Below are 24206 nucleotides of genomic sequence, written 5' to 3'. Positions count from 1 at the left end.
CGAAGCGCTGTCGCGGCGTGCGCGGAAGGCACGACAAAAGCCCCGCCGGAGGGAAAAGCCCGCTTCCGGGCAAAAAACGGAACAGCCCTAGCGGCTGCTGTCCATGTGCAGGTCCAGGCCCGGGTCCACCACCGGCGTGCGGGGCGCGGCCTTCTTGGCCGCAGGCGCATCAAAGCTCAGATGCAGCAGGGGATCCTGTGCGGCAGGCGTGGCCTGCACGGCCGTTTCGGCCAGTTTGGGGGCAGGGCAGCCCAGGGCATCCAGGCGGGCTTCCATGGCGCGCAGCAGCACGCGCATCTGGGCGTGTTCGTCACGCAGGGCGCGGTTCAGGCGTTCCTGGCTGCGCAGCATGTAGAATTGTACGGCAAGCATGCCGAGAAAACAAAGAAAAATAAAGAGCATCAGGGAAAACATGGGGCGGCCTCGCGGATATTCTGGCGGCCGTCGTGCCCATGTTTCCGGGGCTGGCCGCAGCTCCGCTTATATACATTCGGACGCGGCAGGGCAAGATGCCGCAAGGAAGGAAAATGGCAACAGCAAAGATCGAACCGCATATGGTCATGGCCGATGCCCAGGGCAACATCTATGATGATCCCGACCTGCTCATGGTCTGCCGCCGCGGCGAGGAATGGGGCACGCCCCGTCCTGACGAACTCATGCCCCTGCCCGAGGAGAGCGAGCTCTTCCTCCTGCCCGGACGCCGGGCCGTGGGCCTGAACCCCGAGACCGGCGAGATAGAGTGCACCGAGGATCTGGCCGTGGCCGCCTTTGCCGCACCGGCCCATACGCTCTCCGCCCATCCGGCCTACACCAGCGATGCCGACGCCCCCCTGCTGCCCCTGTTCGCCTATGGCGCCGTGGGCTTCGCCAAGGGGCGCTTCTACATCTGTGCCCGCAAGGTGGATGCCGACCAGCGTCAGGAGTTCCGCCACATCCCGCGTTCCCGCATCGAAAAGAACGTGCGGGCCCTGCTGCGCCAGTTCCCCAAGAACCGTCTGGTGGGCCACATCCTCGAAGACTGCGTCATGAAGTACGACTGCCCGGCGGCCCGCAACTTTGCCCTGGGCCGTTTCGAGGCGCCCCTGCCCAGTTCGCGCACCTGCAATGCCCGTTGTGTGGGCTGTATCTCCGAGCAGGACAAGGATTCGCCCATCAACGTGACGCCCCAGTGCCGCCTGACCTTCACCCCCACCCCCGAGGAACTGGTGGAAGTCATGAGCTTCCATGCCGGCCGCGAGACGAAGACGCCCATCTATTCCTTCGGGCAGGGCTGTGAGGGCGATCCCCTCATGAATCCCGACCTGCTGGTGGAAAGCGTGCGCCTGTTCCGCAGCCGGGGCGGCGTGGGCACGGTCAACTGCAATACCAACGCCTCCCGCACCGAGGCCGTGGAGCGTCTGGCCCAGGCGGGCCTCTCCAGCATCCGCGTCAGCCTCAACAGCGCCCGGCCCGAAGTCTACGAGCGCTACTACCGCCCCCACGGCTACAGCTTCGACGACGTGCGCCGTTCCATCGCCGTGGCCCGGAAGAACGGCCTCTGGGTCTCGCTGAACCTGCTCTTCTTCCCCGGGGTCACCGACAGCGAAGGAGAACTGGAAGCCCTGGCCCGTCTGGTGGGCGAGAACGGCGTGAGCATGATCCAGTGGCGTAACCTCAACATCGACCCCGAATGGTATCTGGGGCTCATGCGCGGCATCGACCACGGCCCCATCATGGGCCTCAGCCTGTTCATGAAGCGTCTGAAAAAACTTTGCCCCTGGCTGCGCTTCGGCTACTTCAACCCCTATGTGGGCGAGAAGGCCGAGCTCACGGCCCCCCTGCCCGGGCAGTGGCAGATGCCTGATCTTTCCGTGGCCGACGCGCCCCTGGCCGGGCCCGCTTCGGAAGAGGCCGCCGGGGAGGCGGACGCGGAAGCTGGAGCATAGTTTTTGGCGGAGGAGGCCGGGTATTTTCCGGGGGAGGAGGGCGCTTTTGAAAAAGCGTCCCCCTCCCCCGGGCCCCCTCTCCCCGTAAAACTTTTGCTCCGGTGCGGATGGCAGGTCCCCGTCTTCGGCTTGCAGGGAGCGATTTCGTTTCGTCATCGGGGAAGGGGAGAGCGCGAGCGTCTCCCGTGCCTAAAAGAGAGGACGCTGCCCGGAGTAACGGCAAGACGGCTTCCGGAGCATGGCATCGTCAGGAACGGCGCAGGGGCGGACGGTGCAGCACGCGGACGGGAGGCTCATCCGTGAGGCGACGGAGGCGTGGATCCCGGGTGAACGGACAGGCTCAGGGCAGGTACGGATAACGGGCGGATATTCCAGCCTGTTTCCCGGGCGGGATGTTTTTGATGGGAAAAAGGATGTTTTTAGTCGGAGATAAATATTTTTCGTCGGGAGACGGTCTTTTGCTTGACGCACGTCCTGTTCTTCTATAGCTTCTTTTTGAAATTGAATTTCTTTTTCTAAACATCCAACGGCGGCCATGCCGCCAGGGAGTTGTCATGAGCAAAGTCCTGATCGTTTTTGGTTCCAGCACCGGCAATACCGAGGGCATCGCCCAGAAACTGGAAGAGATCATCGCCGCCGCAGGCCATGACGTCACGCTGAAAAACGCCGCCGACGTGGATGCCGACGGTCTGGCCGAAGGCTATGATGCCGTGCTGCTGGGCTGCTCCGCCTGGGGTGACGACGAGCTGGAGCTGCAGGACGATTTCATCCCTCTTTATGAGAACATGGAAGCCATGGGCCTTTCGGGCGTCAAACTGTCGGCGTTTGCCTCCGGCGACAGTTCCTACACGCATTTTTGCGGTGCGGTGGACGCCATCGAGGCCAAGGGCAAGGACCTGGGTGCGCAGATCGTGGCTGAGGGGCTGAAAGTGGACGGTACCGTCAGCGATGCCCCTGATGCCGTGCAGGAATTTGCGGCTGCTGTTCTGGCAGCATTGTAGCCGCAAAGGGACCCCGGCCTTCGCCGGGGCGCGTCCTGTGCCTTGCGCGGAGTCTGGCCATGGACTCCGCGCTTCTTTTATGTCCTGTCCCGCCTTCAAGAGGCCTTGGGCATCCCGGGCCTTGCCAGCCGCAGGCAAACATCGTAGCGTGCCGCCATCATCTTTGTTGTGGAGGTCTGTATGGCGATTCTTGTTTGCGGCGGTGCGGGCTATATCGGTTCCCACGCGGTCCATGCCCTGGCAGCGGCCGGGCAGGAAGTCGTGGTGGTGGACAATCTCCAGACGGGCCATGCCGCCGCCGTGGCGGGCAAGGCTGCCTTCGTGCAGGGCGACATCCGCGATGCCGCCTGTCTGGACGGCATCTTCCGCCGTTTCCGCATCGACGGCGTCATGCACTTCGCCGCCGATTCGCAGGTGGGCGAGAGCATGGTCGATCCCCTCAAGTACTTCAACAATAATGTGGGCGGCATGCAGAGCCTGCTGGAAGCCATGGTCCGTCATGGCGTGGGCCGCATCGTGTTCTCGTCCTCGGCGGCGGTCTACGGCGAGCCCGACAGCGTGCCCATCAGCGAGGATGCCCCCACCCGGCCCACCAATCCTTACGGGCACAGCAAGCTGATGATGGAGGCCATGATGCGCTGGGTCTCGGTGGCTCATGGCATCCGCTATGTCTCCCTGCGTTATTTCAATGTGGCCGGGGCCCTGGCCGACGGCAGTATCGGCGAGGACCACAGCCCCGAGAGCCATCTCATCCCTCTGGTCCTGCAAGTGCCGCTGGGCCGGCGGCCGCATATCACCATCTTCGGTGATGATTACGCTACGCCCGACGGGACCTGCATCCGCGACTACATCGCCGTCACCGACCTGGTGGACGCCCATATGAGGGCCCTGGACCATCTGCAGCGCGGCGGTGATGACCTCATCTGCAACCTGGGCAACGGGCAGGGCTTTTCCGTGCGCGAGATCGTGGACTGCGCCCGCAAGGTGACCGGTCACGAGATCCCCGTGGTCATGGGGCAGCGGCGCGCGGGCGATCCGGCCCGTCTGGTGGCTTCCGCCCGCAAGGCGCAGCAGGTGCTGGGCTGGCAGCCGCAGCTGGGTGTGGAGGCCATCATCGAATCGGCCTGGCGCTGGCACCGGGAACATCCGCACGGTTACGGCGAACGGCAGTAAGACGGCATCCTGGCGGGGCGTCCGCCATGCGCCGTTCCTGTGGCGGAGGAACCGTGCAAAGGACGGTAGTGGCAGGCTGGCCTGCCAGAAAAGACAACGTTTTATCCGGGGAGGCATGAGCCTCCCTTTTTTTATGGCCTCGCGCGGGCTTGCTTTTCTTTTGAGGCGCCGCTATCTTAATATTGATAACTTGTGCTGATAGGAGGTGCCATGTACGGCTATCCCTGCGCGCGACGCGCCTTTTCCTTTTTCATCCTGATGCTGGTCCTGGTCCTTTCCGGGACCGGTGCCGCGGCTGCGGAACTTTCCCGCCCCACCTTTGACCCCTTACGGGAGAAAGCCCCCATGAATAATGACGGATTCCGGATCATTGCCCGCGGTGATGCCGCGGTGCCGCCCCTGACGCCCCGCGAGGCGGACATCATCCTCCGCAAGGCCACGGAAGCCCCGTGGTCCGGTGAGTACGAAAAAAACACGGCCGCCGGGACCTACCTGTGCCGCCAGTGCGGCGTGGCCCTGTACCGTTCTTCGGACAAGTTCGATTCCGGGTGCGGCTGGCCCGCCTTCGACGATGCCCTGCCGGGCATGGTGCGTCGCCAGCCCGATGCCGACGGCCACCGGGTGGAGATCGTCTGCGAGCACTGCGGCGCCCACCTGGGGCATGTTTTTGAGGGCGAAGGCCTGACGGCCAAGAACACCCGCCATTGCGTCAACTCCCTGTCCATGCGCTTCGCCCCTGCGGGCAGCGAAAAGGAAAAGCTGGGCCTGGCCCTGTACGAGCAGGTGCGCAACACCCAGGTGGCCGTGCTGGCGGGCGGGTGCTTCTGGGGCGTGGAAGATGCCCTGAGCAAGCTCCCCGGTGTGGTGGACGTGCGGTCCGGCTACACGGGCGGCCATACCGACCGGCCTTCCTATGAGGATGTCTGCCGGGGCGATACCGGCCATGCCGAAGCCGTGCTGGTGCGCTTCGATCCCAAAAAGATCAGCTATGAGGCCATCGTACGCCGCTTTTTCGAGGTCCACGATCCCACCCAGCTGGACAGGCAGGGCCCGGACGTCGGCAGCCAGTACCGCTCCGCCATCTTCTGGCTGGACGAGTCCCAGAAGCGGACGGCCCAGAAGCTCATGGATGAGCTGCGCGGTCTGGGCTATGACGTGGTGACCCGTCTGGAAAAGGCCGGGGCCTTCTACGAGGCCGAGGCCTACCATCAGGATTTTGCCCGCCGCACGGGCCGGGGCGGCTGCCATCTGGCCGTGCCCCGCTTCGAGCGCCGTGCTGACGGCAGCCCGCGCTAGGGAACTGGCCGCATACCCATAAAAATAAAAGGCAGGCACGCCGCGATGGTGTGCCTGCCTTTTCGTGTTTTTGTTTTCAGGGAAGGCGGAATTGGGTTTGCGCCATCTCCCTTGAAGGGCTGCCGTTTTTTTGTGCCTGATGCTGTGCGGAGGAAGGGGTTCCTTTTTCGCCAGACAACGGAGATCCTCCCGCCGGACAAGGCCCCTTTTTAGGCCTTGATGCGCCGGACCAGCGGCGCCAGGCAAAAGATGGCCACGCCCACCACCACGATGGGCGACAGGGCCCAGCGCAGATCGAACTGATGGGAAAGGAAGCCCACCATGGGCGGGCAGCCCAAAAAGCCCAGGAAACTGAGGGAAGAGACCAGCGAGATGGCCACGCTGGGCGGCACGCGCGTGGACTTGCCCGCCAGGCTATAGCAGAGCGGCACCACGGAGGCCATGCCGAAGCCCACCAGGGCCAGCCCCGCCGTGGCGGGCAGCAGGTCGGGCCAGAGCAGGGCCAGGCTCAGACCGGCGGCGATGCAGAGGCCGCTCAGCTGGAGCACGGGCGTGACCCCGAAGCGGTTCACCAGACCGTCGGCCAGCAGGCGGCCCGTGACCATGGCACACATGCAGGCCAGGTAGCCGGCGCGGATGAGGCTCTCGCCCGGCTGGACCACCTGGGCGAAATAGACGGAGCTCCAGTCATACATGGCGCCTTCCGTGGCCATGCTGCCCAGGGCGATGCAGCCGAGCAGGGTCAGATAGAGGTCGGGGCGGAAGGAGCGCTTCCCGCTTTCGGGCGCTGCGGCGCCGATGCGCACTTCCCGGGGCATGGTCCAGGTGCGCAGGCAGCACAGCGTCGCCAGCGTGATGACGAAGATGGCGGCAAAGTGGGGCAGGGGCGCCACGCCCAGCGGCGCCACGATGGAGCCGATGATGCAGCCGGCCACCCCGCCCAGGCTCCACATGCCGTGGAAGGTGGCCATGATGCTGCGGCCGTAAAGGGTCTCCACGCCCACGGCCTGGGCATTGAGGGAGATGTTGAGCATGTTGTTGGCAAAGCCGAAACCCAGCAGGGCCGCGGCCAGCCAGTGCGGGCTTCCGGCCAGGGCCAGGGAGAGCAGGGCGCAGGGCATGAGCATGAGCCCCAGCATGATAACGCGGCGGCTGCGGAAGCGGCCGATGAGCCAGGCCGTGGGCGCGATGGAGAGCATCTCGCCCAGAGGGGCGGCCAGCAGGACGCTGCCCAGGGCCGCGTCGCTCATCTGCAGGGCGGCCTTGATGTCCGGGATGCGGACGGCCCAGGAGGCGAAGACCATGCCCATGACGAAGAAAAAGGCATTGATGGCGGTACGATAGAAGGCCCGGGGCGTACGCGGCAGGATGCGGGCCGCGGCCAGGCGGGGAGTGGAGATAGTCAGTTCCATGACGTATCCTCGATGAAAGCACTGGCGCTCTCCAACAGGACTGTTTGAGCGCACAGGCAACATCTATGCGCATTGCCTCGCCTTGAAAAGTGTTTTTTTTGCGGGGAGCTCCGGCGGGCATGCCTGCTGCTCCTGCTCGGATCCGGCCGTCCGCTCTCCTGGGGATTCAGAGCGGGAGCCCGGCATATCCCGGCTTTCCTGCGGCGCGGACGTTGCATCCTGCGCCGGGCTTGCGTATGGGGAACGGCATACGGAGGTCGTCATGACAAAAAAGATCGTTTCCTGCCTGTTTGCCCTGGCCCTGCTGCTGGGCTCTGTCTTCCCGGCCGCAGCTCTGGAGATCCATATCGACAACAGCCAGGCCCTGGGCGGGAGCCTGGCCCTGCGGTATCTGCGCACGGACGGCGTGTGGGTCACGAAAGGCTGGGTGAACTTCGGTCCGCACAGCAAGCAGACCGTGACCCTGGAGACCTGGAAGCCCGTGTTCTACCTGCATGTGGAAGTAGGCGGCGGTGCGTCCGTGGAGCTGCCGGGCGAAAAGCACCGCTTCTGGGTGGTGCGTGATGTCTTCGAGCTGGAGGGGGATGCCCGCCCGGCGCGTGGCCAGCAGGCGGATTTCATCAAGGTGGAGGTGCGGGGGGACGATCCCCGTTTCACGCTGCGCTTCTGATCCGGGCCGCCGTTGTGGCGGACAGGACAGCACGGCCATGAGCGTGCCGCAAAAAAGGCAGCCTTTCCGGTGACCGGAGGGCTGCTTTTTTTGACGGATGATCTTTTCCGCTAGCGGCAGTTGCAGAGCGTCCTGTCGCGCAGGGAGGGCAGGCGGATGCCGCCGCGCGTCAGCTCCAGGCGCAGTTCGGCAAGGCGGCGTTCGATGGCGGCGGGCAGGCGCACACCGGCATGACGGGCCCAGACCTGGGGCGAGACGATGTCCACGCCGCCGTTGGCCAGGTCATAGGTGATGATCTCGTTACCGGCAAAGGCCCCCCGGGCGGTGGCTTTGACGATCTCGAACACGGCGCGGTCGGCCCGCTTGACGATGCTGGTCAGCATGAGCTTGGGCGCCAGGAATTGCTGGTCCTTGTCCACGCCCACCAGGGGACGCCCCTGGGCTATGGCCGCTTCCACGGCGCCCAGTCCCGCACGCCCGGCCAGCACGGCCAGGGCATTGATGTCCAGCCCCAGCAGTTCTTCGGCCTTGGCGCGGCCTTTTTCAGGGGAGCTGTAGCTGCCTGCCACGCCGTTGATGACGCGCGCGCCCGGGCTTTCCAGCCGGACACCTTCCACAAAGCCGTTGAGCATGGATTTCAGCTGCGGGTCGTCTTCCCCGGCCAGCCAGCCCAGGGTCAGTTCATCACCGGCGGCGCGTGTCCGGGGAGCGGGCAGCAGGCCGTGCCGGTGCAGCTGGGAGAGCAGGGCACCGGCCAGGAAGGCGGCCTGCTCGTCGGCAAAGGTCACGCACATGATGTTGGCGGCGCGGATGCCCGTATCGATACAGCCGAACTTCGTCTGCCGGAAGTTGGCGGCATTGTTGCGCAAGATCTCGTGCAAGCGAGCCCCGGAGAGCAGGACGAGGTCGGCCTGCCGGGCGGCGGCCCGGAAGATGCCCTCCTGCGTCAGGCCGTTGCTGCCCTGGGGCGGGGCCACCACGACGGCCGTGCGGACGCCCAGCTCCTTCCGGGCCTGCTCCAGCCCCTGGCGCAGCAGATCGTTCCAGCCCCGGTCGGGGGCCGCATCTTCCAGCAGCAGAGCTACGCGCAGGGCCGGGGCCTCGTCGGCCGGAGCCGCCAGGACGGAGGAGAAACAAAAAACGGACAACAGGACGGACAGGCACAGCAGCCGGGTGATATCAAAGCATTTTTTCATGTCAGGCTCCCGGCGGCATACTAGCAGGGGGCCGGAGAGGCCACAAGCGCCCGGGGAGCCGCTTGGAGAAAAATTGAGTAATCGAACAATTTGCATAGTAAAAAGATTGTATTTTACAACATGCTGTTTTTAAATGATAAAAATAATAATATGAAAGATTTTCTGCTATTTTTGAGGCTTTTTTCCTGTCGTTGGGCATTTTTCTGTGAAAAAAAGCACTAGGCAAGCTGTGAAACTTGTGCTAAGTCTCCTGCTCAGGAAACGTGTACTCGTGTTTCGTCCCTGCGTATGGGTTGCGCAGGGGCGGGATGCAACTCCTTGGGACATTGCTTGGAAGGATACGTTATGTCTGCATACGAGCTGCCTGCATGGCTTGACACCCGGTTCATCGAAAACGCGCTCAGTCGTACGGCTGCACCGGACAAGGCGGAGCTTCGGGATATTCTGGACAAATCTCTGGCTCTGAAGTCACTGACCATTCAGGAAGCGACGGCTCTCATGCGGGTGACGGATCCCGAAGACGTTGCCCTGATGATGAAAACGGCGGATGCGGTCAAGCAGAAGGTCTATGGTGACCGTATCGTGCTGACCGCTCCGCTGCACATCTCGAACCATTGCGGCAGTGAATGCCTTTATTGCGCCAATCGCAAGAGCAATACGCTCATCCAGCGCAAGTACATGACCTCGCCCGAGATGCGCGAGGCCGCCGGCAAGCTGATCCGTCAGGGCCACAAGCGCATCGTGCTGGTCTCCGGCCAGCTGCCCAATGCCGATGTGGAATACCTGGCCGAAGCCATCAGCATCATGTACACCGTGTTCGACGGTCACGGCGAAGTCCGCCGCGTCAACGTCAACGTGGGGCCGCTGAATGCCGACCAGTACAGCGTGCTGCTGGATGCTGACGTGGGCAACGTCCTGATCTATCAGGATACCTACCATCCCGATTACTACAAGGCCGCCCATGTGGCCGGGCCCAAGAGCCATTACGAAAAGCGCCTCAACGCGCCTGAAGTGGCCCTGGGCGCCGGTGTGCGCGATGTGGGGCTTGGCCTGCTGCTGGGCCTTGCGCCCTGGCAGTTCGATGTGCTGGCCACCATGCTGCATGTGGCCCATCTCAACCGCCTGTTCGGTGCCGGCGGCCACACCATCAGCATGTTCCGTCTGCGTCCTGCGCCGGGCAGCCTGTTCGTGCCCCCGCATCCGCTTTCGGATGACGAATTCCTGCGCTGCGTGGCCATCATGCGTCTGGCCGTGCCCCATGCGGGCGTCGTCGTCACCACGCGTGAGCCTTCCGGCCTGTGGCGTGACGCCTGTAGCAGCGGTGTCTCCCAGGTGTTCACGGGCAGCGTGGGCAGCGCTTACGAGACCTGGAGCGAAAAGCCCGGTCCCGACGGCATCCCCTTCCCGCTGGGCGAAGACACCCATCTGGACGAAGTTGTGCGCTTCCTTATGGAAGAGGCCGAGCACCTGCCCTCGTTCTGTACCGCCTGTCCCCGTCTGGGCCGCAGCGGTGCGGACTTCATGAGCATGGTGCGCGAGTGCGGCATGCGCAGCCAGTGCAGCCCCAACTCCATCGCCTCTTTTGAAGAGTTCCTGCTCAACTACGCGACGCCCTTTACCCGCGAAGCGGGTGAACGCCTGATCGCCCGCAAGCTCCCGCAGATGAGCGATGTGGAGCGCGGCGCGGCAGAACGCCTGTTGCAGAAGGTCAAGTCGGGCCGCATGGACGAATTCATCTAACAGGCAGCGGCCAGGGCCGTTCTTCAGCGAAACCGCCGCCACCGACTGCCAGAAGGCAGACGGTGGCGGTTTTTTATTTTTGTTGGCATAGTCCGTTATCCTGTTTTGCCCAACCCGGGCCATAGACAGGAAAAAAAGGGAGACGCCGTGGCAAAACTCACTGACCGTATCTTTTTTGACAAGCAGGACAGGGACATCCTCGTCCTGGTCAACCGTATCCTTGAAGCGCCCAACGTGCCCTCGCGGGACAATCTTTTCAATCCCGAGCTGCATCCCCACGGCATCAAGGAGCTGGTCACCTCTCCGGCCTCCCGCATGGCCTATGCCGTCATCAACCTGCTGCGCAATCTGGAGGTCGGCGGCTCGCGTGACCGCCTGCTGGCCCTGCAGACCCTGTATGACGAGGTGCTGACCAGCGCCCATTCGGCCCTGCGCCGCAATACCGCCCGTGCGCTCATGCAGATCATGAAGGACATGGTACGCGCCCACGGCGACGAGACCCGTCAGCTCATGCTGGCCCATGACTTCCGCAGCACCGCCCTGGGCACGCCGCGCGTGGTGCGCCGCATGCTGGCGCGCTACCATCTGCCCGAGATGCCCGAAGCCTGGAACCAGCTCGCCTTCGACGACCATGTCTATGACGTGAACACCAAGGGCCGCAAAACGCCCACCCACCTCATCATGGACGCTTGGATCAAAGGCCTGCGTTCCATCACGGTTGTCTACGACAACAGTGTGGATCTGGAGGCCGCCACGGAGGTCATCCACGCTTCGGGCATCGTGGGCATCTCCGTGCGTATCGGCCTGGAGTTCAGCGTGCCCTTCTATGACCGTTTCGTGAATCTGGTCTGGATGCCGCGCGGCTTCAGCTCCGGCAAGGGCTTCCTGGACTTTTTGCGCAGCCCGCAGATGCGGGAGATGCTGGAAAAGGGGCGCGAAGTGCTGCACTGGCGGCGCGAAGTGGCCCTGCACACCCTGGAAGTCTGGAACGAGGACGAGCGTCCCCGTCTGGAGCAGCTCTGGGGAGTATCCGTGGCGCCCATGGGCCTGGAGGAATTCCTCGACTTCGTGGGGCGTGGCCATGCCTCCCTGCTGCGTCTGGCCGAATACCTGCACAAGCACATCCAGCCCAGCCTGCGGGCCCGGGCCGAGATCCTGCGTGCCCGGCATGACGATCCCGAGGCCATGGAAGAGTTGCAGCGTCTGGACAATCTGGGCCCCGACGATGTGCAGGCCCTGTGGCTGAACCCCGGCCACAACCCGCGCATCCCCAATACGGAGCAGCCGGGCGCCTGCGACAACCTGCCGGAATTGATGTGCATGAGCGCCCAGAAGCTTTCCGCCTATCTCAACGGGCTTGCCACGGGCAACCGTCTGATCCTGGGCACCGAGGGCCTGAGCGTGGAGGACGTGGTGGAGCTGCTCTGGGACTGCGAGGGGCGCATCACCCATCTGGAGCTCTTCAACATGAAGAGCTGGGTGGAAGGGCACCTCAACAATATCGCGGCCATCAACGAATTGCAGCGCGTGCTCAACCAGGGCCTTGCCCCGCGCATGAAGCAGATGGTGCGCCAGATGATCCGGCAGATGGAGATGACGGGCGACGACGAACGCCTGGAAAAGTTCCATGCCATCCTGCGCGACATCCCCAAGCTCTGGGCCGCATACCGCCACGAGCCTCTCAAGTCGCGCCTGGGCAGCAATTCGGCCAGCCGTTCGCGCTCGTACGGCATGGGCCTGGCCATCCGGGAGACGCTGCCGCGCCGGGCCCTGCTGGCCATGAAAAAGTCGGGCAGCCAGCAGTCTGCCATCCCCATCTATTCACCGGTGGAAGAGCAGATCCGCTACAACGAGCCGGAGACCCCCTCGCCCGGGCAGCGTCTGCTGGCCCATTTCCGCTTTTTGCCGGGCTGCGACCATCTGGGCATGGAACGCCGCCGCGTGTGGCGGGCGGCCAGTGAGGATTGCCGCGTCAGCAACCGCGGCAACATGGTCAACCTCGGCGGCCTGAGCCCCTTCCGCGGTAACGGTCTGACCGATGCGCCGCAGGGGGAGGAGGCCCGGCCCGACGGCCAGTACCTCAACAGCAGCCTGAGCAACTGGCTCAAGGTGCTGCTGGGCTTCATCCCGGCCTTCGTCTCCTTCATCTATACGCAGGACTGGTGGTTCCTGGCCTGGTTCGGCACCTTCATCTGGTTCGGCATCACCGGTGTGCGCAACGTGGTCCAGATGGTCATGGCGGCCCGCGGTGCCAAGCGCAGCACCCTGACCCACTGGAAGGAGCACGTCAGCGTCAAACGCATCTGCGATTCGCTCATGTACACGGGCATCTCGGTGCTGCTGCTGGAGGTGATGATCCGCGTCTGGCTCTTGGAGGACTGCTTCGGCGTGACAGTGGCGGAACAGCCCGTGGTGGTCTTCACCGTGCTGAACATCGTCAATGGTTTCTATATCTTCGCGCACAACGTCTACAGGGGCTTCCCCCGCGAGGCGGCCATCGGCAACCTGTTCCGCAGTGCCTTGGCCATCCCGGTCTCGTCCCTGTATGACTTCATCCTTTTCCACCTGCTGCTGCTCTGGGGCATCGCCGATCCCCATCTGTATCTGGTGCCCAGCGCGGCCGTCATCTCCAAGATGGCCTCGGACACCGTGGCAGCCATCATCGAGGGCTACGCCGACAGCCAGGTGAACCTGCGCATGCGTCGCTGGGACTACGAGAGCACCATCAAGCGCATCTTCGACTGCTACACCCAGCTGGAGCTGCTCTTCCCCCGCGAGGACGCCCTGATCTGCCTGGCCCGTCCCGGTGGCCTGCGCGGACGTGGCGGTGAGGAGGCCCAGCGCCTGGAGCGCATCCTCATCATCTGCGCTCTGGACCTGATGTATTTCTGGTTCTACCAGCCGCGCGCCCAGGAGGCTTTCCGGCACAAGGTGCGCTCCATGGCCGAGGCCGACAGGGCCGTGCTGCTCAGCGCCCAGCTGGTGCTGATGCGCGAACGGGAGGTGAGCCAGTTCCTGGTGGACGGCCTGCTTGGGCGCAACTTCTCGAAACCCCTGGCCTTCTTCCTTGACAGGCGCAAGGAATACCTGCGCCTCATGGCGCGCATCTGCACCCTTTCAAAACCCCGCGAAGCCCCGGCCTGCCCGGTTCTTTTCGGGGAGGACAAAAAAAGTTGAATCTATTTTATAAAATCTTATTGCCATGGCGGGGCTGGTCGCGTATGTTGATTCCAGTACATCCATAAACGTTTCCAAACCGGGCTCGGACGGGGATCCAGACCGTTCAGATGCCCAAACCAAGGAGTTGCACAATGAGCACGGATGTCAAGAGCATGCATATGGGCCAGATCACGTCCTTCTTCATCCCCACCGTGACTCTGGTCGGCCAGAACTGCTCCACCCAGATTCCCGATCGCCTGAAGAGCCTCGGCGGCAAGAAGCCACTGATCGTCACCGACCAGGGCATCGTGGCCGTGGGCATCCTGAAGCAGATCACCGATATCCTTGACGCCGCCGGCATGCAGTATGCCGTGTACGACAAGACCGTGCCCAACCCCACGGATAAAAACGTTGCGGAAGCCACCGAAGCTTACAAGAGCAACGGTTGCGACAGCCTGATCACCCTGGGCGGCGGTTCTTCGCATGACTGCGGCAAGGGCGTCGGCTTCGTGGTCGGCAACGGCGGTACGATCCACGACTACGAAGGCGTGGACAAATCCAGCAAGCCCTTCCCGCCCTATGTGGCCGTGAACACCACCGCTGGTACCGCCTCTGAAATGACCCGTTTCTGCATCATCACCGACACCTCCCGCAAGGTGAAGATGGCCATCGTCGACTGGCGCTGCACCCCCAGCGTCGCCATCGACGACCCGGTCCTGATGATGGGCATGCCTCCGTCCCTGACCGCCGCTACCGGTATGGACGCCCTGACCCACGCCGTGGAAGCCTATGTTTCCACCGCTGCCACTCCCATGACCGACGCCTGTGCCGAAAAGGCCATGGAATACATCAACCGCTACCTGCGCCGCGCCGTTGCCAACGGCAAGGATATGGAAGCCCGCGAAGGCATGTGCTACGCCCAGTACCTGGCCGGTATGGCGTTCAACAACGCCAGCCTGGGTCACGTGCACGCCATGGCTCACCAGCTGGGCGGCTTCTATGACCTGCCGCACGGCGAATGCAACGCCATCCTGCTGCCCCATGTGTGCGAGTACAACCTGATCTCCAGCCGCCGCCGCTTTGGCCGCATCGCCAAACTGCTGGGCGAACGCGTGGACGGCCTGAGCCCGACCGACGCTTCGCAGGCTGCCATCAAGGCCATCCGCATCCTGTCCAAGGACGTGGGTATCCCGGAAGGCCTGATCGCCCTGGGCAAGAAGTACGGCAAGGAAGTGAAGGAAGAGGACATCCCCACCATGACCGCCAACGCCCAGAAGGACGCCTGCGGTCTGACCAACCCGCGCATGATGAGCGACGCCGCTGTGGCCGCCATCTACAAGGCCGCCCTGTAGTCCTCGCTGCATAGCTGCATAATGGAGGCCCCCGGGAAACCAGGGGCCTTTTTGCGTTTTGGGCTTTAGCTTGTCGGGCGGCACGACGCGAAATGAAAAACCACCCGCATGGCAGGTGGTTTTGAGACGATGGCCGGAGTGTTTCCGGCTGTTGGAGATGGCACGGACACGGCAGGGCGATATGCCCCGCTGCGGGGGCCGCTGCTTCTCCCGCCGCAGTTTTTCAGAGGCGCATGCCGGAAAAAAGCGGAGAGCAGGGAAGGGGGGCTCTTTGTCCGGCAGGGCTCCCCCTGTGATGCGGCATCACGCGAACATCCCCGGCCGGGCGGCACGGCAGACGGCCCCGGCCACGGCGTCAGCGGCCAGGGCCCCCAGCAGGAGCTCATTCCAGGGGCCGTGCCCTTCGGGCAGGGGCTGCTTGCTGGCCAGCGTGAACACGATATCCCCGTCGAAGAGCATGTGCGCGGGGATGATATGCCGGGCCAGACCGGTGGCGGCCATGCGGGCCAGACGGCTGCACTGGGTCTTGTCCAGGGGGACGTTGGTCGCCACTACGGTGAGCACGGTATTGCCGGCAGGGACCTGTCCGGCCAGAGCGTCCAAAGCCTGCGCATGGGGCACAGGCGTGCCGTCAGGGAAGCGCCCGCCGGCCAGAAAGTTCCCCCGGGCATCGTAGACATTGCCCAGCGCATTGAGGACCACCAGGGCCGCCACCCGTATGCCCTCCCGTTCCAGGCACAGGCTGCCCAGACCGCTCTTGTCCGAAAGATCCAGCGGTTTGCCCGCTGCATCCTGGCAAAGGCAGAACAGGCGGCCGCAGCGGGCCCCGCAGGCTGCCCCCACAGCGCCTTCGGCCAGCGGTGCCGCCGAGGCCGCCCGGGCCGCGGCATAGCCCATGTCCGCATCGGGCAGCACGCCGGGCCGGGCATTCATGTCCAGATCGTAGATGACGGCCCCCGGGACGATGGGGATGACACCGTGCGGCATGGCGAATCCGTGTCCCTGTTCGCGTAAAAAGCGCATGACGCCGTCAGCAGCGGCCAGTCCGAAGGCGCTGCCTCCGGCCAGCAGCAGGCCGTGCACTGTATCCACCTGTGATTCGGGCCGCATGAGTTCGGTCTCGCGGCAGCCCGGGGCGAATCCGGGCACGGCGATGCCCGGCGTGAAGCCCTGCGGGCAAAGGATGGCGGTGCAGCCGGTATGGTTCCGGTCGTCCGTGGCGTGGCCTGCCAGCAGGCCGTCGATGGCGGTCAGGGTGGTATTGCTCATGGGAACTCCTGTGGCGGAGGTTGGCAGCTGCGCCCGTGCAACCATACGGCTGCTGCCGGGAGAGGGCGCATGGGACAAATCTTTCATGTTCACGCGGAAAAGGAAAGCCTCCCTTGTGGGGGATGCGGTCCGCAGTCCGGGCCGTACCGGGAAGGGGAGGACGACAGGCCTTGTGCGGGCCGGTCGCCAGGTACCGGTCAGGAGTGGAGACATTTTCGGAGGAAGGGGCGGACATTTGACAGAAGAAGCCAAAGATCCTCCTGGGCGCATCCCGGTGCCAGAGAACGACAGAGCCCCGCGCGAACGCAACGTTCGGCGCGGGGCTCCTTGTTTTTCGGCAGATGCCGCGGATCAGGCCAGCATGTCCAGGAAATACTGGTGCAGGCGCAGGTCCGGGGTCAGTTCGGGGTGGAAGGACGTAGCCAGCACATTGCCCTGACGCACGGCCACGATGCGCTCGCCGCGGTCGGCATCCAGACGGGCCAGCACCCGCACGCCTTCGCCCACGCGGCTGATGAGCGGCGCGCGGATGAACACGGCCCGCAGGGGCTCACCGGCCAGACCGTCGATGTGCAGGTCGGTCTCGAAGCTGTCCACCTGACGGCCGAAGGCATTGCGGCGCACGGTGGCGTCCAGCACGCCCAGACGCGGCTGGTCAGAGCCTTCGATCTCCTTGCAGAGCAGGATCAGGCCCGCGCAGCTGCCGTAGACGGGCATGCCGTCCAGGATGCGCTGGCGCAGCGGCTCCAGCATGTCCCATTCCACCAGCAGCTTGCCGATGGTGGTGCTTTCACCGCCGGGGATGACCATGCCCTCAAGGCCTTCCATGTCCTTGAGCTGGCGCACTTCGCAGACATCGGCGCCCAGACGGCGCAGCGCTGCGGCATGTTCGCGGAAGGCCCCCTGCAGGGCCAGGACTCCGATGCGGGCCATGCTACCAGCCCCGCTCCTGCATGCGTTCGGCCGGCGGGATGGTGGAGATGTCGATGCCCACCATGGGTTCGCCCAGGTCGCGGGAGATCTCGGCCAGCAGGGCGTAGTCCTTGTAGTTGGTCACGGCCTGCACGATGGCGCGGGCACGCTTGGCCGGGTCGCCGGACTTGAAGATGCCGGAGCCCACGAACACGCCGTCGCAGCCCAGGTGCATCATCATGGCGGCGTCAGCTGGGGTGGCGATGCCGCCGGCGGCAAAGTTCACCACAGGCAGGCGGCCTTCCTTGCGCACGGCCATGCAGACTTCCAGGGGAGCGCCGTTTTCCTTGGCAAAGTTGGCCACTTCAGCTTCGGGCAGGGAGCAGAGCACACGGATCTCGTCCATGACCTGGCGGCAATGGCGCACGGCTTCCACCACGTTGCCGGTGCCGGGTTCGCCCTTGGTGCGGATCATGGCCGCGCCTTCGGCGATGCGGCGCAGGGCTTCGCCCAGGTTGCGGCAGCCGCAGACGAAGGGCACGGTGAAGTCGCGCTTGTCGATATGATAACGGTCATCGGCGGGGGTCAGCACTTCGCTCTCGTCGATGTAGTCCACGCCCAGGGCCTCAAGGATGCGGGCTTCCACGAAATGGCCGATGCGGGCCTTGGCCATGACGGGGATGCTCACCACTTCCATGATGCGCTTGACGATGGTGGGATCAGCCATGCGGGCGATGCCGCCGGCGGCGCGGATGTCGGCCGGGACGCGTTCAAGAGCCATGACGGCGCAGGCGCCGGCTTCTTCGGCGATCTTCGCCTGTTCGGGGGTGGTCACGTCCATGATGACGCCACCCTTGAGCATTTCTGCAAGACCGGTCTTCAGGCGAATGGTGCCCTGTTCCATATCTTCTACTCCTTCGGCACCGCCGTGCGGTGCGCTAAGTTGCGTGGGGCCGTTTAACGGCCAGAAGCGCGTTATATGCCATATCGTCGTCAGTGACAATAATCCGGGCCCGTCCTGCGCCTTACGGCAGACAGGCCGTGCCCGTCCGGGGGAAGGCCCGGAGCCTGTTCTGACAGGATGGACGGCGGTTTTCCATGTCCGCACGCACAGTCTGCGGTCTGCATCGCCGTTGCGGCAGGTCGGGGTAACGGCAGGCACCGGAAAAGATCGGGGCCTCCCTGAGGAAAAGCTTTTCCATAAATCATGGCGGGGCAGGGGAGCGCCGGAGATGTCAGGGTATGACGGCTTTGGCCTTGCAATCGTGTCCCCCTGTGGCGTATGCTAAAAACTCCAGCTTAACCAAGGATGATACATGTCTGCACTCTGTATCCGTGTCCCCGCCCTGCGTGGTCCCCTGCCCGGAGAAGCACTGCTTTTGCCCGCGGAAGGGTCCTGTCCTGTCTTGCGTCTGTGGCCCGGTCTGCCGGAAGAATTTTCCCGTCCTGCCGCCGGAGGGCTGACGGCGTCCGGCCGTCGTGCCGTGACCGTCGCGGCCCCGGCTCCCGAGGGGCCGTGGCATATGCCGGAGGATCTGCCTTTTTCGCCGCGTGAAGCCGCGGCCTGTCTGGACGACCTCCAGCGCATGGGGGATGCCGCCCTTTCCGGCCAGCCGGTGGGGACTTTGGGCGCCGACGTGGGCCGTGCCCGCCGCAACAGCGCGGAAAGCGCCCTGCGTGCCGGCCTGATGGCCGACGGCACCCTGGAGACGGCCCAGGCCCTGGAAGCCGCCCGCGAAGAGCGGGAAAAGGCCTGTGCGGCCCAGCGCATGCTGCTCTGGAGCTGGCTGCAGGAAGAGCGTCTGGCCGAACTCCAGGCCCTGAGCTCCAGCCTGAGCAGCAGCAATGCCCGTCTGCAGGCCGCACTGGACATGGATCCCGCCGATCTTGACGAGACGGCCCTGCTGGCGGGCGATGCCCGCGACACGGAGGCCGCCCTGGCCACGCTGGCCACCCTCAACAGCCCCGTGCATGTGGACGATTCCCTGCTGCCCGCCTGGCCCCGTCTGCTGGACGCCGTGGTGCGCTTTGCCCCGGCGGACTGCCTGCTGCTGGCCGAGGGCCGCATGCGTCGCGACCTGCTGGACGGTCAGGGCGAGCTGGAGTTCCGGCCCCTGCCCGACGACAGCCCCCTGCGCCTGTGTGATGCGGAAGGCAACGCCGTATCCCTGTTGCAGGCGCGTGCCCCCCTGTGGCGCATCCTCGGGCGTCCGCGTGCGCCCCGCTGCTGCCCCGGCTGGCAGGAAGAACGCACTGTAGTGCTGCGCGGGGACGACTGATGGGCAAACTTTTCCCGCACGGCCTTACCGGCATCATCTTCGACTGTGACGGGGTCATGATCGATTCCCGCGCCGCCAACGCCATCTTTTACAACAAGGTGCTGGCGGCCCTGGGACTGCCGCCCCTGACCCCGGAGCAGGATGCCTATACGTTCATGGCCACGGCTCGGCAGGCGCTGGAATACATCGTGCCTCCCGAGATGCATCAGCGCATGTATGAAGTGGTGCGGACGGAGGTCATCTATTCGCGCGACATCGTTCCCCTGCTGCAGATCTATCCCGGTTACCGGGAATTCCTTGAGCTCGCGCACAGTCACGGCATGCGTCTGGCCGTGCATACCAACAGAACTGCGGAAGGGATGCAAAGGGTTCTGGACTTTTTGGCGTTGCCCTCCTATTTTAATCCTGTAGTCACGGCGACGGAAGCAGCCCCCAAGCCCGCCCCCGATGGTGTGCGGCTGATCCTTGAACAGTGGGGGGCCGATCCTGAGCAGGTGCTTTTTGTGGGCGACAGTCCCAACGACCAGAAAGCCGCCACCGCCGCAGGCGTCGTGTTCGCGGCCTTCGGCGGGGAATTGCAAGGCCCGCTCGCGGCAGCCGGTTATGACGAACTGGCCGGGCTGCTGCAAAATGAATGGGAGTAGGCATGTTTTTTGTACAGAATGTCATCCTGGCCGTGGTCGATCTGCTGGCCATAGTCCTCAATCTGTATTTCTGGGTTGTCATCGTGGCGGCCGTGCTTTCGTGGGTGCGTCCCGATCCCTACAACCCTGTGGTGCGCGCGTTGCGCACCCTGACGGAACCCGTGTTCTACCGGGTGCGGAAATGGTTGCCCTTCACCTATACCAACGGCATCGATTTCTCGCCTGTGGTGGTGCTGCTGGTCATCCAGCTCATCAACCGCATCGTCATCGCATCACTGGCCCAGTTTGCCGCTACTCTGGTGTAGCAGCGGTTTGTCGTAACGGGCGCCATGCCGGGCGCCGAACATCTAACGCTGGAGATTTCTTATGGATCAGCATGAAATTGAACTCATCGAACAGCTACTGCCCACTGATCCGGAGCTGAAATCCCTATGGGAAGACCACGTCATTTACAGCAAGCAGGTAGAAAAGCTGGAAGCCAAGTCTTTCCGTACCCCCACCGAGGAACAGACCCTGAAGCAGCTTAAGAAACAAAAACTTGAAGGCAAAACCAAGCTCATGGAGCTCTTGGATAGCCATCGCGCCGGAGCATAACTGCTGGCGCAGGAGTTGACCCTATGGAACTCACAGGTGCGCAGATTCTCCTGGAATCCCTTAAAAAAGAAGGTGTTGATGTACTGTTCGGTTACCCGGGCGGTGCTGTGATTGATATTTATGACGAGTTGCCGCGGCATCCGGAACTGAAGCATGTTCTGGTGCGGCATGAACAAGGGGCTGTGCACGCGGCTGATGGCTATGCCCGTGCCTCCGGCAAGGTTGGGTGCTGTCTGGTCACTTCCGGACCCGGCGCCACCAATACCGTTACGGGCATAGCCACAGCCTACTGTGATTCCATTCCGCTGGTCGTCTTCACGGGACAGGTCCCCACGCAGCTCATCGGTAACGACGCCTTCCAGGAAGTCGATATCGTGGGCATCACCCGTCCCTGTACCAAACACAATTTTCTGGTGAAGGACGTGCGCAACCTGGCCAAGACCATCCGCCAGGCCTTCTATCTTGCGCGCTCCGGTCGCCCCGGGCCTGTCCTCGTGGACCTGCCCAAGGATATCATGCAGGCCCGTACGGAATTCGTCTGGCCTGAAGATATCTTCATGCGCAGTTACAATCCCACCTACAAGCCCAACCTGAACCAGCTGCGCCGTACGGCCGAAGAGCTGGCCAAGGCCCGCAAGCCCATCATCCTGGCGGGCGGCGGCGTCATCATGGCCAATGCTTCGGAAGTCCTTTGCGAGCTGGCCCACGAACTGAACATCCCCGTGGCCACCACGCTCATGGGCCTGGGCGCCTTCCCCGCCAACGGCGACCTGTGGCTGGGCATGGTGGGCATGCATGGTACCTACGCTGCCAACATGAGCATCAACCATGCGGACCTGCTGGTCTGTGTGGGCGCGCGCTTCGACGACCGTGTGACCGGCCGTCTGCAGGACTTCGCCTCCCATGCGCGCATCGTGCATATCGATATCGACCCCACCTCCATCCGCAAGAACGTGGAAGTGGACGTGCCCGTGGTGGGCGACTGCCGCCAGGCCCTGGAAGGTATCCTGGAGATCTGCCGCGCCAAGATGGCCGATACCGACTGGTCGGGCATGCATGCCGACTGGCTGCAGACCGTGCATGAATGGAAGGCCAACCATCCGCTGGCCTACAACAAGAACGGCCACATCAAGCCGCAGCAGGTCATCGAGACCATGTACTCCATCACCAAGGGCGATGCCATCATCGCCACCGAGGTGGGGCAGAACCAGATGTGGGCCGCGCAGTTCTATACCTTCACCAAACCGCGCACCCTGCTGACCAGCGGTGGTCTGGGCACCATGGGCTACGGCTTCCCCGCGGCCATCGGCGCGCAGTTCGCCTTCCCGGACAAGCTGGTCATCAACGTGGCCGGTGACGGCTCCATCCAGATGAACATCCAGGAACTGGCCACCGTGGTGCAGAACAAGATCCCGGTCAAGGTGGTCATCCTCAACAACGGTCATCTGGGCATGGTCCGCCAGTGGCAGGAACTCTTCTACAATCGCAACTACAGCCATACCAATATGGAGGCCCAGCCCGACTTCGTGAAGCTGGCTGAGGCCTACGGCGCCGAAGGCTACCGCATCAGCAAGCCCGAAGAGCTGGAAGACGTGCTGCGCAAGGCCCTGACCTCGCCCAACCCGGCCTTCATCGACGTCATGGTTGAGCGCGAGGAAAACGTCTATCCCATGGTGCCCGCCGGGGCCGCCCTGGATGAGATGCTCTTGGTGTAGAGGAGGGACGCCATGCAAAGACATGTTCTTTCCGTGCTGGTGGAGAACGAGCCCGGTGTGCTCAGCCGCGTGGCCGGCCTGTTCAGCGGCCGCGGCTTCAATATCGATTCGCTCAATGTGGCGCCTACCCTGGAAGAGGGCGTTTCGCACATGACCATCACCACCTACGGTGACAGCCAGATCCTGGAGCAGATCATGAAACAGCTCCACAAGATCGTGACCGTCATCAAGGTGACGGATTTTGCCGACATGCCCGCCATCGAGCGCGAGATGATGTTCGTCAAGGTGCAGGCCGAAGGCCCCGCCCGCAGCGAGATCCTGCGTACCGTGGAGATCTTCCGCTGCAAGGTGGTGGACGTCAGCTCCAGCGAGATGACCATCGAGGCCACCGGCGACCACGACAAGCTGGACGCCATCCTGAGCCTGCTGCACCGCTTCGGCATCAAGGAAGTGGCCCGCACCGGTTCCGTGGCCATGCGCCGCTCCAAAAAGTGTGAATAGCATCCCCGGCGGCGGGATCGCGGACGGTCCCCCACCGGAAGATGACGGCAAATTTGCCTGAGGGATGCCGTGACGCTTGACATTTGCGCCACGGCATCCCAAATAGAAGTTTCCCCCTCGGGAATACCGAGTATTTTTCCATTGAAAAGGACAAGAGCCATGAAAGTTTACTATGATCAGGATGCCGATCTTTCCGTCTTGAAAAACAAGACTGTGGCCATCATCGGTTACGGCAGCCAGGGCCATGCCCATGCCCAGAACCTGCGCGACTCCGGCGTGAAGGTCGTCGTGGGCCAGCGCCCCGGCGGCGCCAACTACGAGCTGGCCAAGCAGCACGGCTTTACCCCCGTGTCCGCTGCCGAAGCTGCCGCTCAGGGCGACCTGATCATGATCCTGCTGCCTGACGAAGTGCAGGCCGCCGTGTACGAAAAGGACATCAAGCCCAACCTGACTCCCGGCAAGGCTCTGCTGTTCGCCCACGGCTTCAACATCCACTTCAACCAGATCGTGCCTCCCAAGGACGTGGACGTGTTCCTGATCGCCCCCAAGGGTCCCGGCCATCTGGTGCGCCGTACCTTCACCGAAGGCGGCGGCGTGCCCTGCCTGGTGGGCATCCAGCAGGACGCCACCGGTGAAGCCCTGAAGGTGGCCCTGGCCTACGCCAAGGGCATCGGCGGCACCCGCTCCGGCGTTATCGAGACCAGCTTCCGTGAAGAGACCGAAACCGACCTCTTCGGCGAACAGGCCGTGCTGTGCGGCGGTATCTCCGCCCTCATCAAGGCCGGTTTCGAAACCCTGGTGGAAGCCGGTTACCAGCCCGAAATGGCTTACTTCGAGTGCATGCACGAAATGAAGCTGATCGTTGACCTGATGTACGAAGGCGGCCTGTCCCGCATGCGTTACTCCATCAGCAACACGGCTGAATACGGCGACTATGTGACCGGCCCCCGCCTGATCACCGACGCCGTGAAGAAGGAAATGAAGGCCGTGCTGAAGGACATCCAGAGCGGCAAGTTCGCCCGTGACTTCATCCTCGAAGCCCGCGCCAACTATCCCATGTTCATGGCCACCCGCCGCAACGAAGCCAACCTCCAGCTGGAGCAGGTGGGCAAGGAACTGCGCGGCATGATGACCTGGCTGAAGAAGGACAAGAAGGACTAGTTCCGCTGTCCGTCATGACGCTCACAAAGGGGGACTTCGGTCCCCCTTTTTTGTTTCGGAGGCCGGGCAGGGGCGTTGAAAAGAAGGCCTGTGATATGGCCGTGCGGGCAGCGACCAGCCTCCGGGACTTCCCGCGGCAAGACAGCGGGAAGGACAGGCTCCGTCCCTGTTCCGGGAGGGAGCGGCCCTGTCCGGCCGATGACCAGT

The 24206-nt window shown here is 63.7% G+C and carries 21 protein-coding genes; 15 read left to right on the top strand and 6 right to left on the bottom strand.

The window, feature by feature from the left end; genetic code table 11:
- Positions 1 to 87: 87 nt before the first annotated feature.
- Positions 88 to 372 carry a hypothetical protein gene (locus HF854_RS00330; RefSeq protein WP_239463774.1) on the bottom strand — a complete coding sequence of 95 codons (285 nt, stop codon included), beginning with the start codon at positions 370 to 372 and terminating at the stop codon, positions 88 to 90.
- 155 nt (positions 373 to 527) lie between these two features.
- On the opposite strand from HF854_RS00330, the gene HF854_RS00325 reads away from it, so the two are divergent.
- The 4 genes from HF854_RS00325 (at position 528) to HF854_RS00310 (ending at position 5395) form a co-directional block, all read left to right on the top strand.
- On the top strand, positions 528 to 1925 hold the full coding sequence (locus tag HF854_RS00325; protein WP_240937615.1) for a radical SAM family protein: 1398 nt from the start codon (positions 528 to 530) through the stop codon (positions 1923 to 1925).
- Positions 1926 to 2479: 554 nt separating this feature from the next.
- Positions 2480 to 2926, top strand: coding sequence for a flavodoxin (locus tag HF854_RS00320; protein ID WP_168934492.1), 447 nt, complete (start codon positions 2480 to 2482; stop codon positions 2924 to 2926).
- Between the two features lie 180 nt (positions 2927 to 3106).
- Positions 3107 to 4099, top strand: coding sequence for a UDP-glucose 4-epimerase GalE (gene galE, locus HF854_RS00315; protein WP_168934491.1), 993 nt, complete (start codon positions 3107 to 3109; stop codon positions 4097 to 4099).
- 210 nt (positions 4100 to 4309) lie between these two features.
- Entirely contained in the window at positions 4310 to 5395 is a 1086-nt protein-coding gene (locus tag HF854_RS00310; RefSeq protein WP_205905986.1) for a bifunctional methionine sulfoxide reductase B/A protein, read from the top strand.
- Between the two features lie 209 nt (positions 5396 to 5604).
- Here HF854_RS00310 and HF854_RS00305 read toward each other — a convergent pair whose 3' ends face one another.
- The gene (locus tag HF854_RS00305) at positions 5605 to 6807 is read right to left on the bottom strand and encodes an MFS transporter (protein ID WP_168934490.1); all 1203 of its coding nucleotides are present in this window, start codon (positions 6805 to 6807) and stop codon (positions 5605 to 5607) included.
- 262 nt (positions 6808 to 7069) lie between these two features.
- On the opposite strand from HF854_RS00305, the gene HF854_RS00300 reads away from it, so the two are divergent.
- Positions 7070 to 7477, top strand: a complete 408-nt coding sequence (locus tag HF854_RS00300; RefSeq protein WP_168934489.1) for a hypothetical protein — start codon at positions 7070 to 7072, stop codon at positions 7475 to 7477.
- 110 nt (positions 7478 to 7587) lie between these two features.
- On the opposite strand, the gene HF854_RS00295 is transcribed toward HF854_RS00300, so the two are convergent.
- On the bottom strand, positions 7588 to 8673 hold the full coding sequence (locus HF854_RS00295) for a BMP family lipoprotein (RefSeq protein ID WP_168934488.1): 1086 nt from the start codon (positions 8671 to 8673) through the stop codon (positions 7588 to 7590).
- A 345-nt stretch (positions 8674 to 9018) separates the two neighbouring features.
- Here HF854_RS00295 and hydG point away from each other — a divergent pair, with 345 nt between their 5' ends.
- The 3 genes from hydG to HF854_RS00280 all read left to right on the top strand — a co-directional run bounded on the left by hydG (position 9019) and on the right by HF854_RS00280 (position 14924).
- Entirely contained in the window at positions 9019 to 10413 is a 1395-nt protein-coding gene (gene hydG, locus HF854_RS00290; RefSeq protein ID WP_168934487.1) for a [FeFe] hydrogenase H-cluster radical SAM maturase HydG, read from the top strand.
- A gap of 147 nt (positions 10414 to 10560) precedes the next feature.
- Positions 10561 to 13590, top strand: coding sequence for a hypothetical protein (locus HF854_RS00285; RefSeq protein ID WP_303933551.1), 3030 nt, complete (start codon positions 10561 to 10563; stop codon positions 13588 to 13590).
- A 134-nt stretch (positions 13591 to 13724) separates the two neighbouring features.
- Complete coding sequence (locus tag HF854_RS00280; protein ID WP_168934485.1) at positions 13725 to 14924, top strand: iron-containing alcohol dehydrogenase; 1200 nt, start codon at positions 13725 to 13727, stop codon at positions 14922 to 14924.
- A gap of 303 nt (positions 14925 to 15227) precedes the next feature.
- On the opposite strand, the gene HF854_RS00275 is transcribed toward HF854_RS00280, so the two are convergent.
- The 3 genes from HF854_RS00275 to pdxS form a co-directional block, all read right to left on the bottom strand.
- Positions 15228 to 16193, bottom strand: coding sequence for a P1 family peptidase (locus HF854_RS00275; protein WP_168934484.1), 966 nt, complete (start codon positions 16191 to 16193; stop codon positions 15228 to 15230).
- A 351-nt stretch (positions 16194 to 16544) separates the two neighbouring features.
- Positions 16545 to 17126 carry a pyridoxal 5'-phosphate synthase glutaminase subunit PdxT gene (gene pdxT / locus HF854_RS00270; RefSeq protein WP_168934483.1) on the bottom strand — a complete coding sequence of 194 codons (582 nt, stop codon included), beginning with the start codon at positions 17124 to 17126 and terminating at the stop codon, positions 16545 to 16547.
- Between the two features lies 1 nt (position 17127).
- The gene (pdxS, locus tag HF854_RS00265) at positions 17128 to 18009 is read right to left on the bottom strand and encodes a pyridoxal 5'-phosphate synthase lyase subunit PdxS (RefSeq protein ID WP_006009534.1); all 882 of its coding nucleotides are present in this window, start codon (positions 18007 to 18009) and stop codon (positions 17128 to 17130) included.
- A gap of 412 nt (positions 18010 to 18421) precedes the next feature.
- Between pdxS and HF854_RS00260 the strand changes: the two genes are divergently transcribed.
- The 7 genes from HF854_RS00260 to ilvC all read left to right on the top strand — a co-directional run bounded on the left by HF854_RS00260 (position 18422) and on the right by ilvC (position 23999).
- On the top strand, positions 18422 to 19384 hold the full coding sequence (locus HF854_RS00260; protein WP_168934482.1) for a hypothetical protein: 963 nt from the start codon (positions 18422 to 18424) through the stop codon (positions 19382 to 19384).
- On the top strand, positions 19384 to 20028 hold the full coding sequence (locus tag HF854_RS00255; protein ID WP_168934481.1) for an HAD family hydrolase: 645 nt from the start codon (positions 19384 to 19386) through the stop codon (positions 20026 to 20028). Before HF854_RS00260 ends, HF854_RS00255 begins: the two co-directional genes overlap by 1 nt.
- 2 nt (positions 20029 to 20030) lie before the next feature.
- A complete protein-coding gene (locus tag HF854_RS00250; protein ID WP_040369507.1) occupies positions 20031 to 20333 on the top strand; it encodes a YggT family protein in 303 nt (100 codons plus the stop codon).
- Between the two features lie 61 nt (positions 20334 to 20394).
- Positions 20395 to 20622 (top strand): HP1242/YdcH family protein, encoded by a 228-nt coding sequence (locus tag HF854_RS00245; protein WP_168934480.1) that lies wholly within the window; start codon positions 20395 to 20397, stop codon positions 20620 to 20622.
- Between the two features lie 23 nt (positions 20623 to 20645).
- Positions 20646 to 22337 carry a biosynthetic-type acetolactate synthase large subunit gene (gene ilvB, locus HF854_RS00240; protein WP_168934479.1) on the top strand — a complete coding sequence of 564 codons (1692 nt, stop codon included), beginning with the start codon at positions 20646 to 20648 and terminating at the stop codon, positions 22335 to 22337.
- A 12-nt stretch (positions 22338 to 22349) separates the two neighbouring features.
- A complete protein-coding gene (ilvN, locus tag HF854_RS00235; protein ID WP_168934478.1) occupies positions 22350 to 22838 on the top strand; it encodes an acetolactate synthase small subunit in 489 nt (162 codons plus the stop codon).
- A gap of 159 nt (positions 22839 to 22997) precedes the next feature.
- Complete coding sequence (ilvC, locus tag HF854_RS00230; protein ID WP_168934477.1) at positions 22998 to 23999, top strand: ketol-acid reductoisomerase; 1002 nt, start codon at positions 22998 to 23000, stop codon at positions 23997 to 23999.
- Positions 24000 to 24206 lie beyond the last annotated feature (207 nt).

It is taken from the genome of Desulfovibrio piger (assembly GCF_012843875.1).
Lineage (GTDB): Bacteria > Desulfobacterota > Desulfovibrionia > Desulfovibrionales > Desulfovibrionaceae > Desulfovibrio.
Note: the sequence above shows the minus strand (reverse complement) of the source record. Positions and strands in the feature narration are given on the sequence as shown.

Bases quoted from the DNA above. Each gene is read 5' to 3' on its own strand.
- HF854_RS00255 (WP_168934481.1), top strand. From the start codon at position 19,384: ATGGGCAAACTTTTCCCGCACGGCCTTACCGGCATCATCTTCGACTGT.
- hydG (WP_168934487.1), top strand. From the start codon at position 9,019: ATGTCTGCATACGAGCTGCCTGCATGGCTTGACACCCGGTTCATCGAA.
- HF854_RS00310 (WP_205905986.1), top strand. From the start codon at position 4,310: ATGTACGGCTATCCCTGCGCGCGACGCGCCTTTTCCTTTTTCATCCTG.
- HF854_RS00245 (WP_168934480.1), top strand. From the start codon at position 20,395: ATGGATCAGCATGAAATTGAACTCATCGAACAGCTACTGCCCACTGAT.
- HF854_RS00305 (WP_168934490.1), bottom strand. From the start codon at position 6,807: ATGGAACTGACTATCTCCACTCCCCGCCTGGCCGCGGCCCGCATCCTG.
- HF854_RS00330 (WP_239463774.1), bottom strand. From the start codon at position 372: ATGCTTGCCGTACAATTCTACATGCTGCGCAGCCAGGAACGCCTGAAC.
- HF854_RS00325 (WP_240937615.1), top strand. From the start codon at position 528: ATGGCAACAGCAAAGATCGAACCGCATATGGTCATGGCCGATGCCCAG.
- ilvN (WP_168934478.1), top strand. From the start codon at position 22,350: ATGCAAAGACATGTTCTTTCCGTGCTGGTGGAGAACGAGCCCGGTGTG.
- HF854_RS00295 (WP_168934488.1), bottom strand. From the start codon at position 8,673: ATGAAAAAATGCTTTGATATCACCCGGCTGCTGTGCCTGTCCGTCCTG.
- HF854_RS00260 (WP_168934482.1), top strand. From the start codon at position 18,422: ATGTCTGCACTCTGTATCCGTGTCCCCGCCCTGCGTGGTCCCCTGCCC.
- HF854_RS00275 (WP_168934484.1), bottom strand. From the start codon at position 16,193: ATGAGCAATACCACCCTGACCGCCATCGACGGCCTGCTGGCAGGCCAC.
- galE (WP_168934491.1), top strand. From the start codon at position 3,107: ATGGCGATTCTTGTTTGCGGCGGTGCGGGCTATATCGGTTCCCACGCG.
- ilvB (WP_168934479.1), top strand. From the start codon at position 20,646: ATGGAACTCACAGGTGCGCAGATTCTCCTGGAATCCCTTAAAAAAGAA.
- HF854_RS00320 (WP_168934492.1), top strand. From the start codon at position 2,480: ATGAGCAAAGTCCTGATCGTTTTTGGTTCCAGCACCGGCAATACCGAG.
- pdxS (WP_006009534.1), bottom strand. From the start codon at position 18,009: ATGGAACAGGGCACCATTCGCCTGAAGACCGGTCTTGCAGAAATGCTC.
- pdxT (WP_168934483.1), bottom strand. From the start codon at position 17,126: ATGGCCCGCATCGGAGTCCTGGCCCTGCAGGGGGCCTTCCGCGAACAT.
- ilvC (WP_168934477.1), top strand. From the start codon at position 22,998: ATGAAAGTTTACTATGATCAGGATGCCGATCTTTCCGTCTTGAAAAAC.
- HF854_RS00250 (WP_040369507.1), top strand. From the start codon at position 20,031: ATGTTTTTTGTACAGAATGTCATCCTGGCCGTGGTCGATCTGCTGGCC.
- HF854_RS00280 (WP_168934485.1), top strand. From the start codon at position 13,725: ATGAGCACGGATGTCAAGAGCATGCATATGGGCCAGATCACGTCCTTC.
- HF854_RS00300 (WP_168934489.1), top strand. From the start codon at position 7,070: ATGACAAAAAAGATCGTTTCCTGCCTGTTTGCCCTGGCCCTGCTGCTG.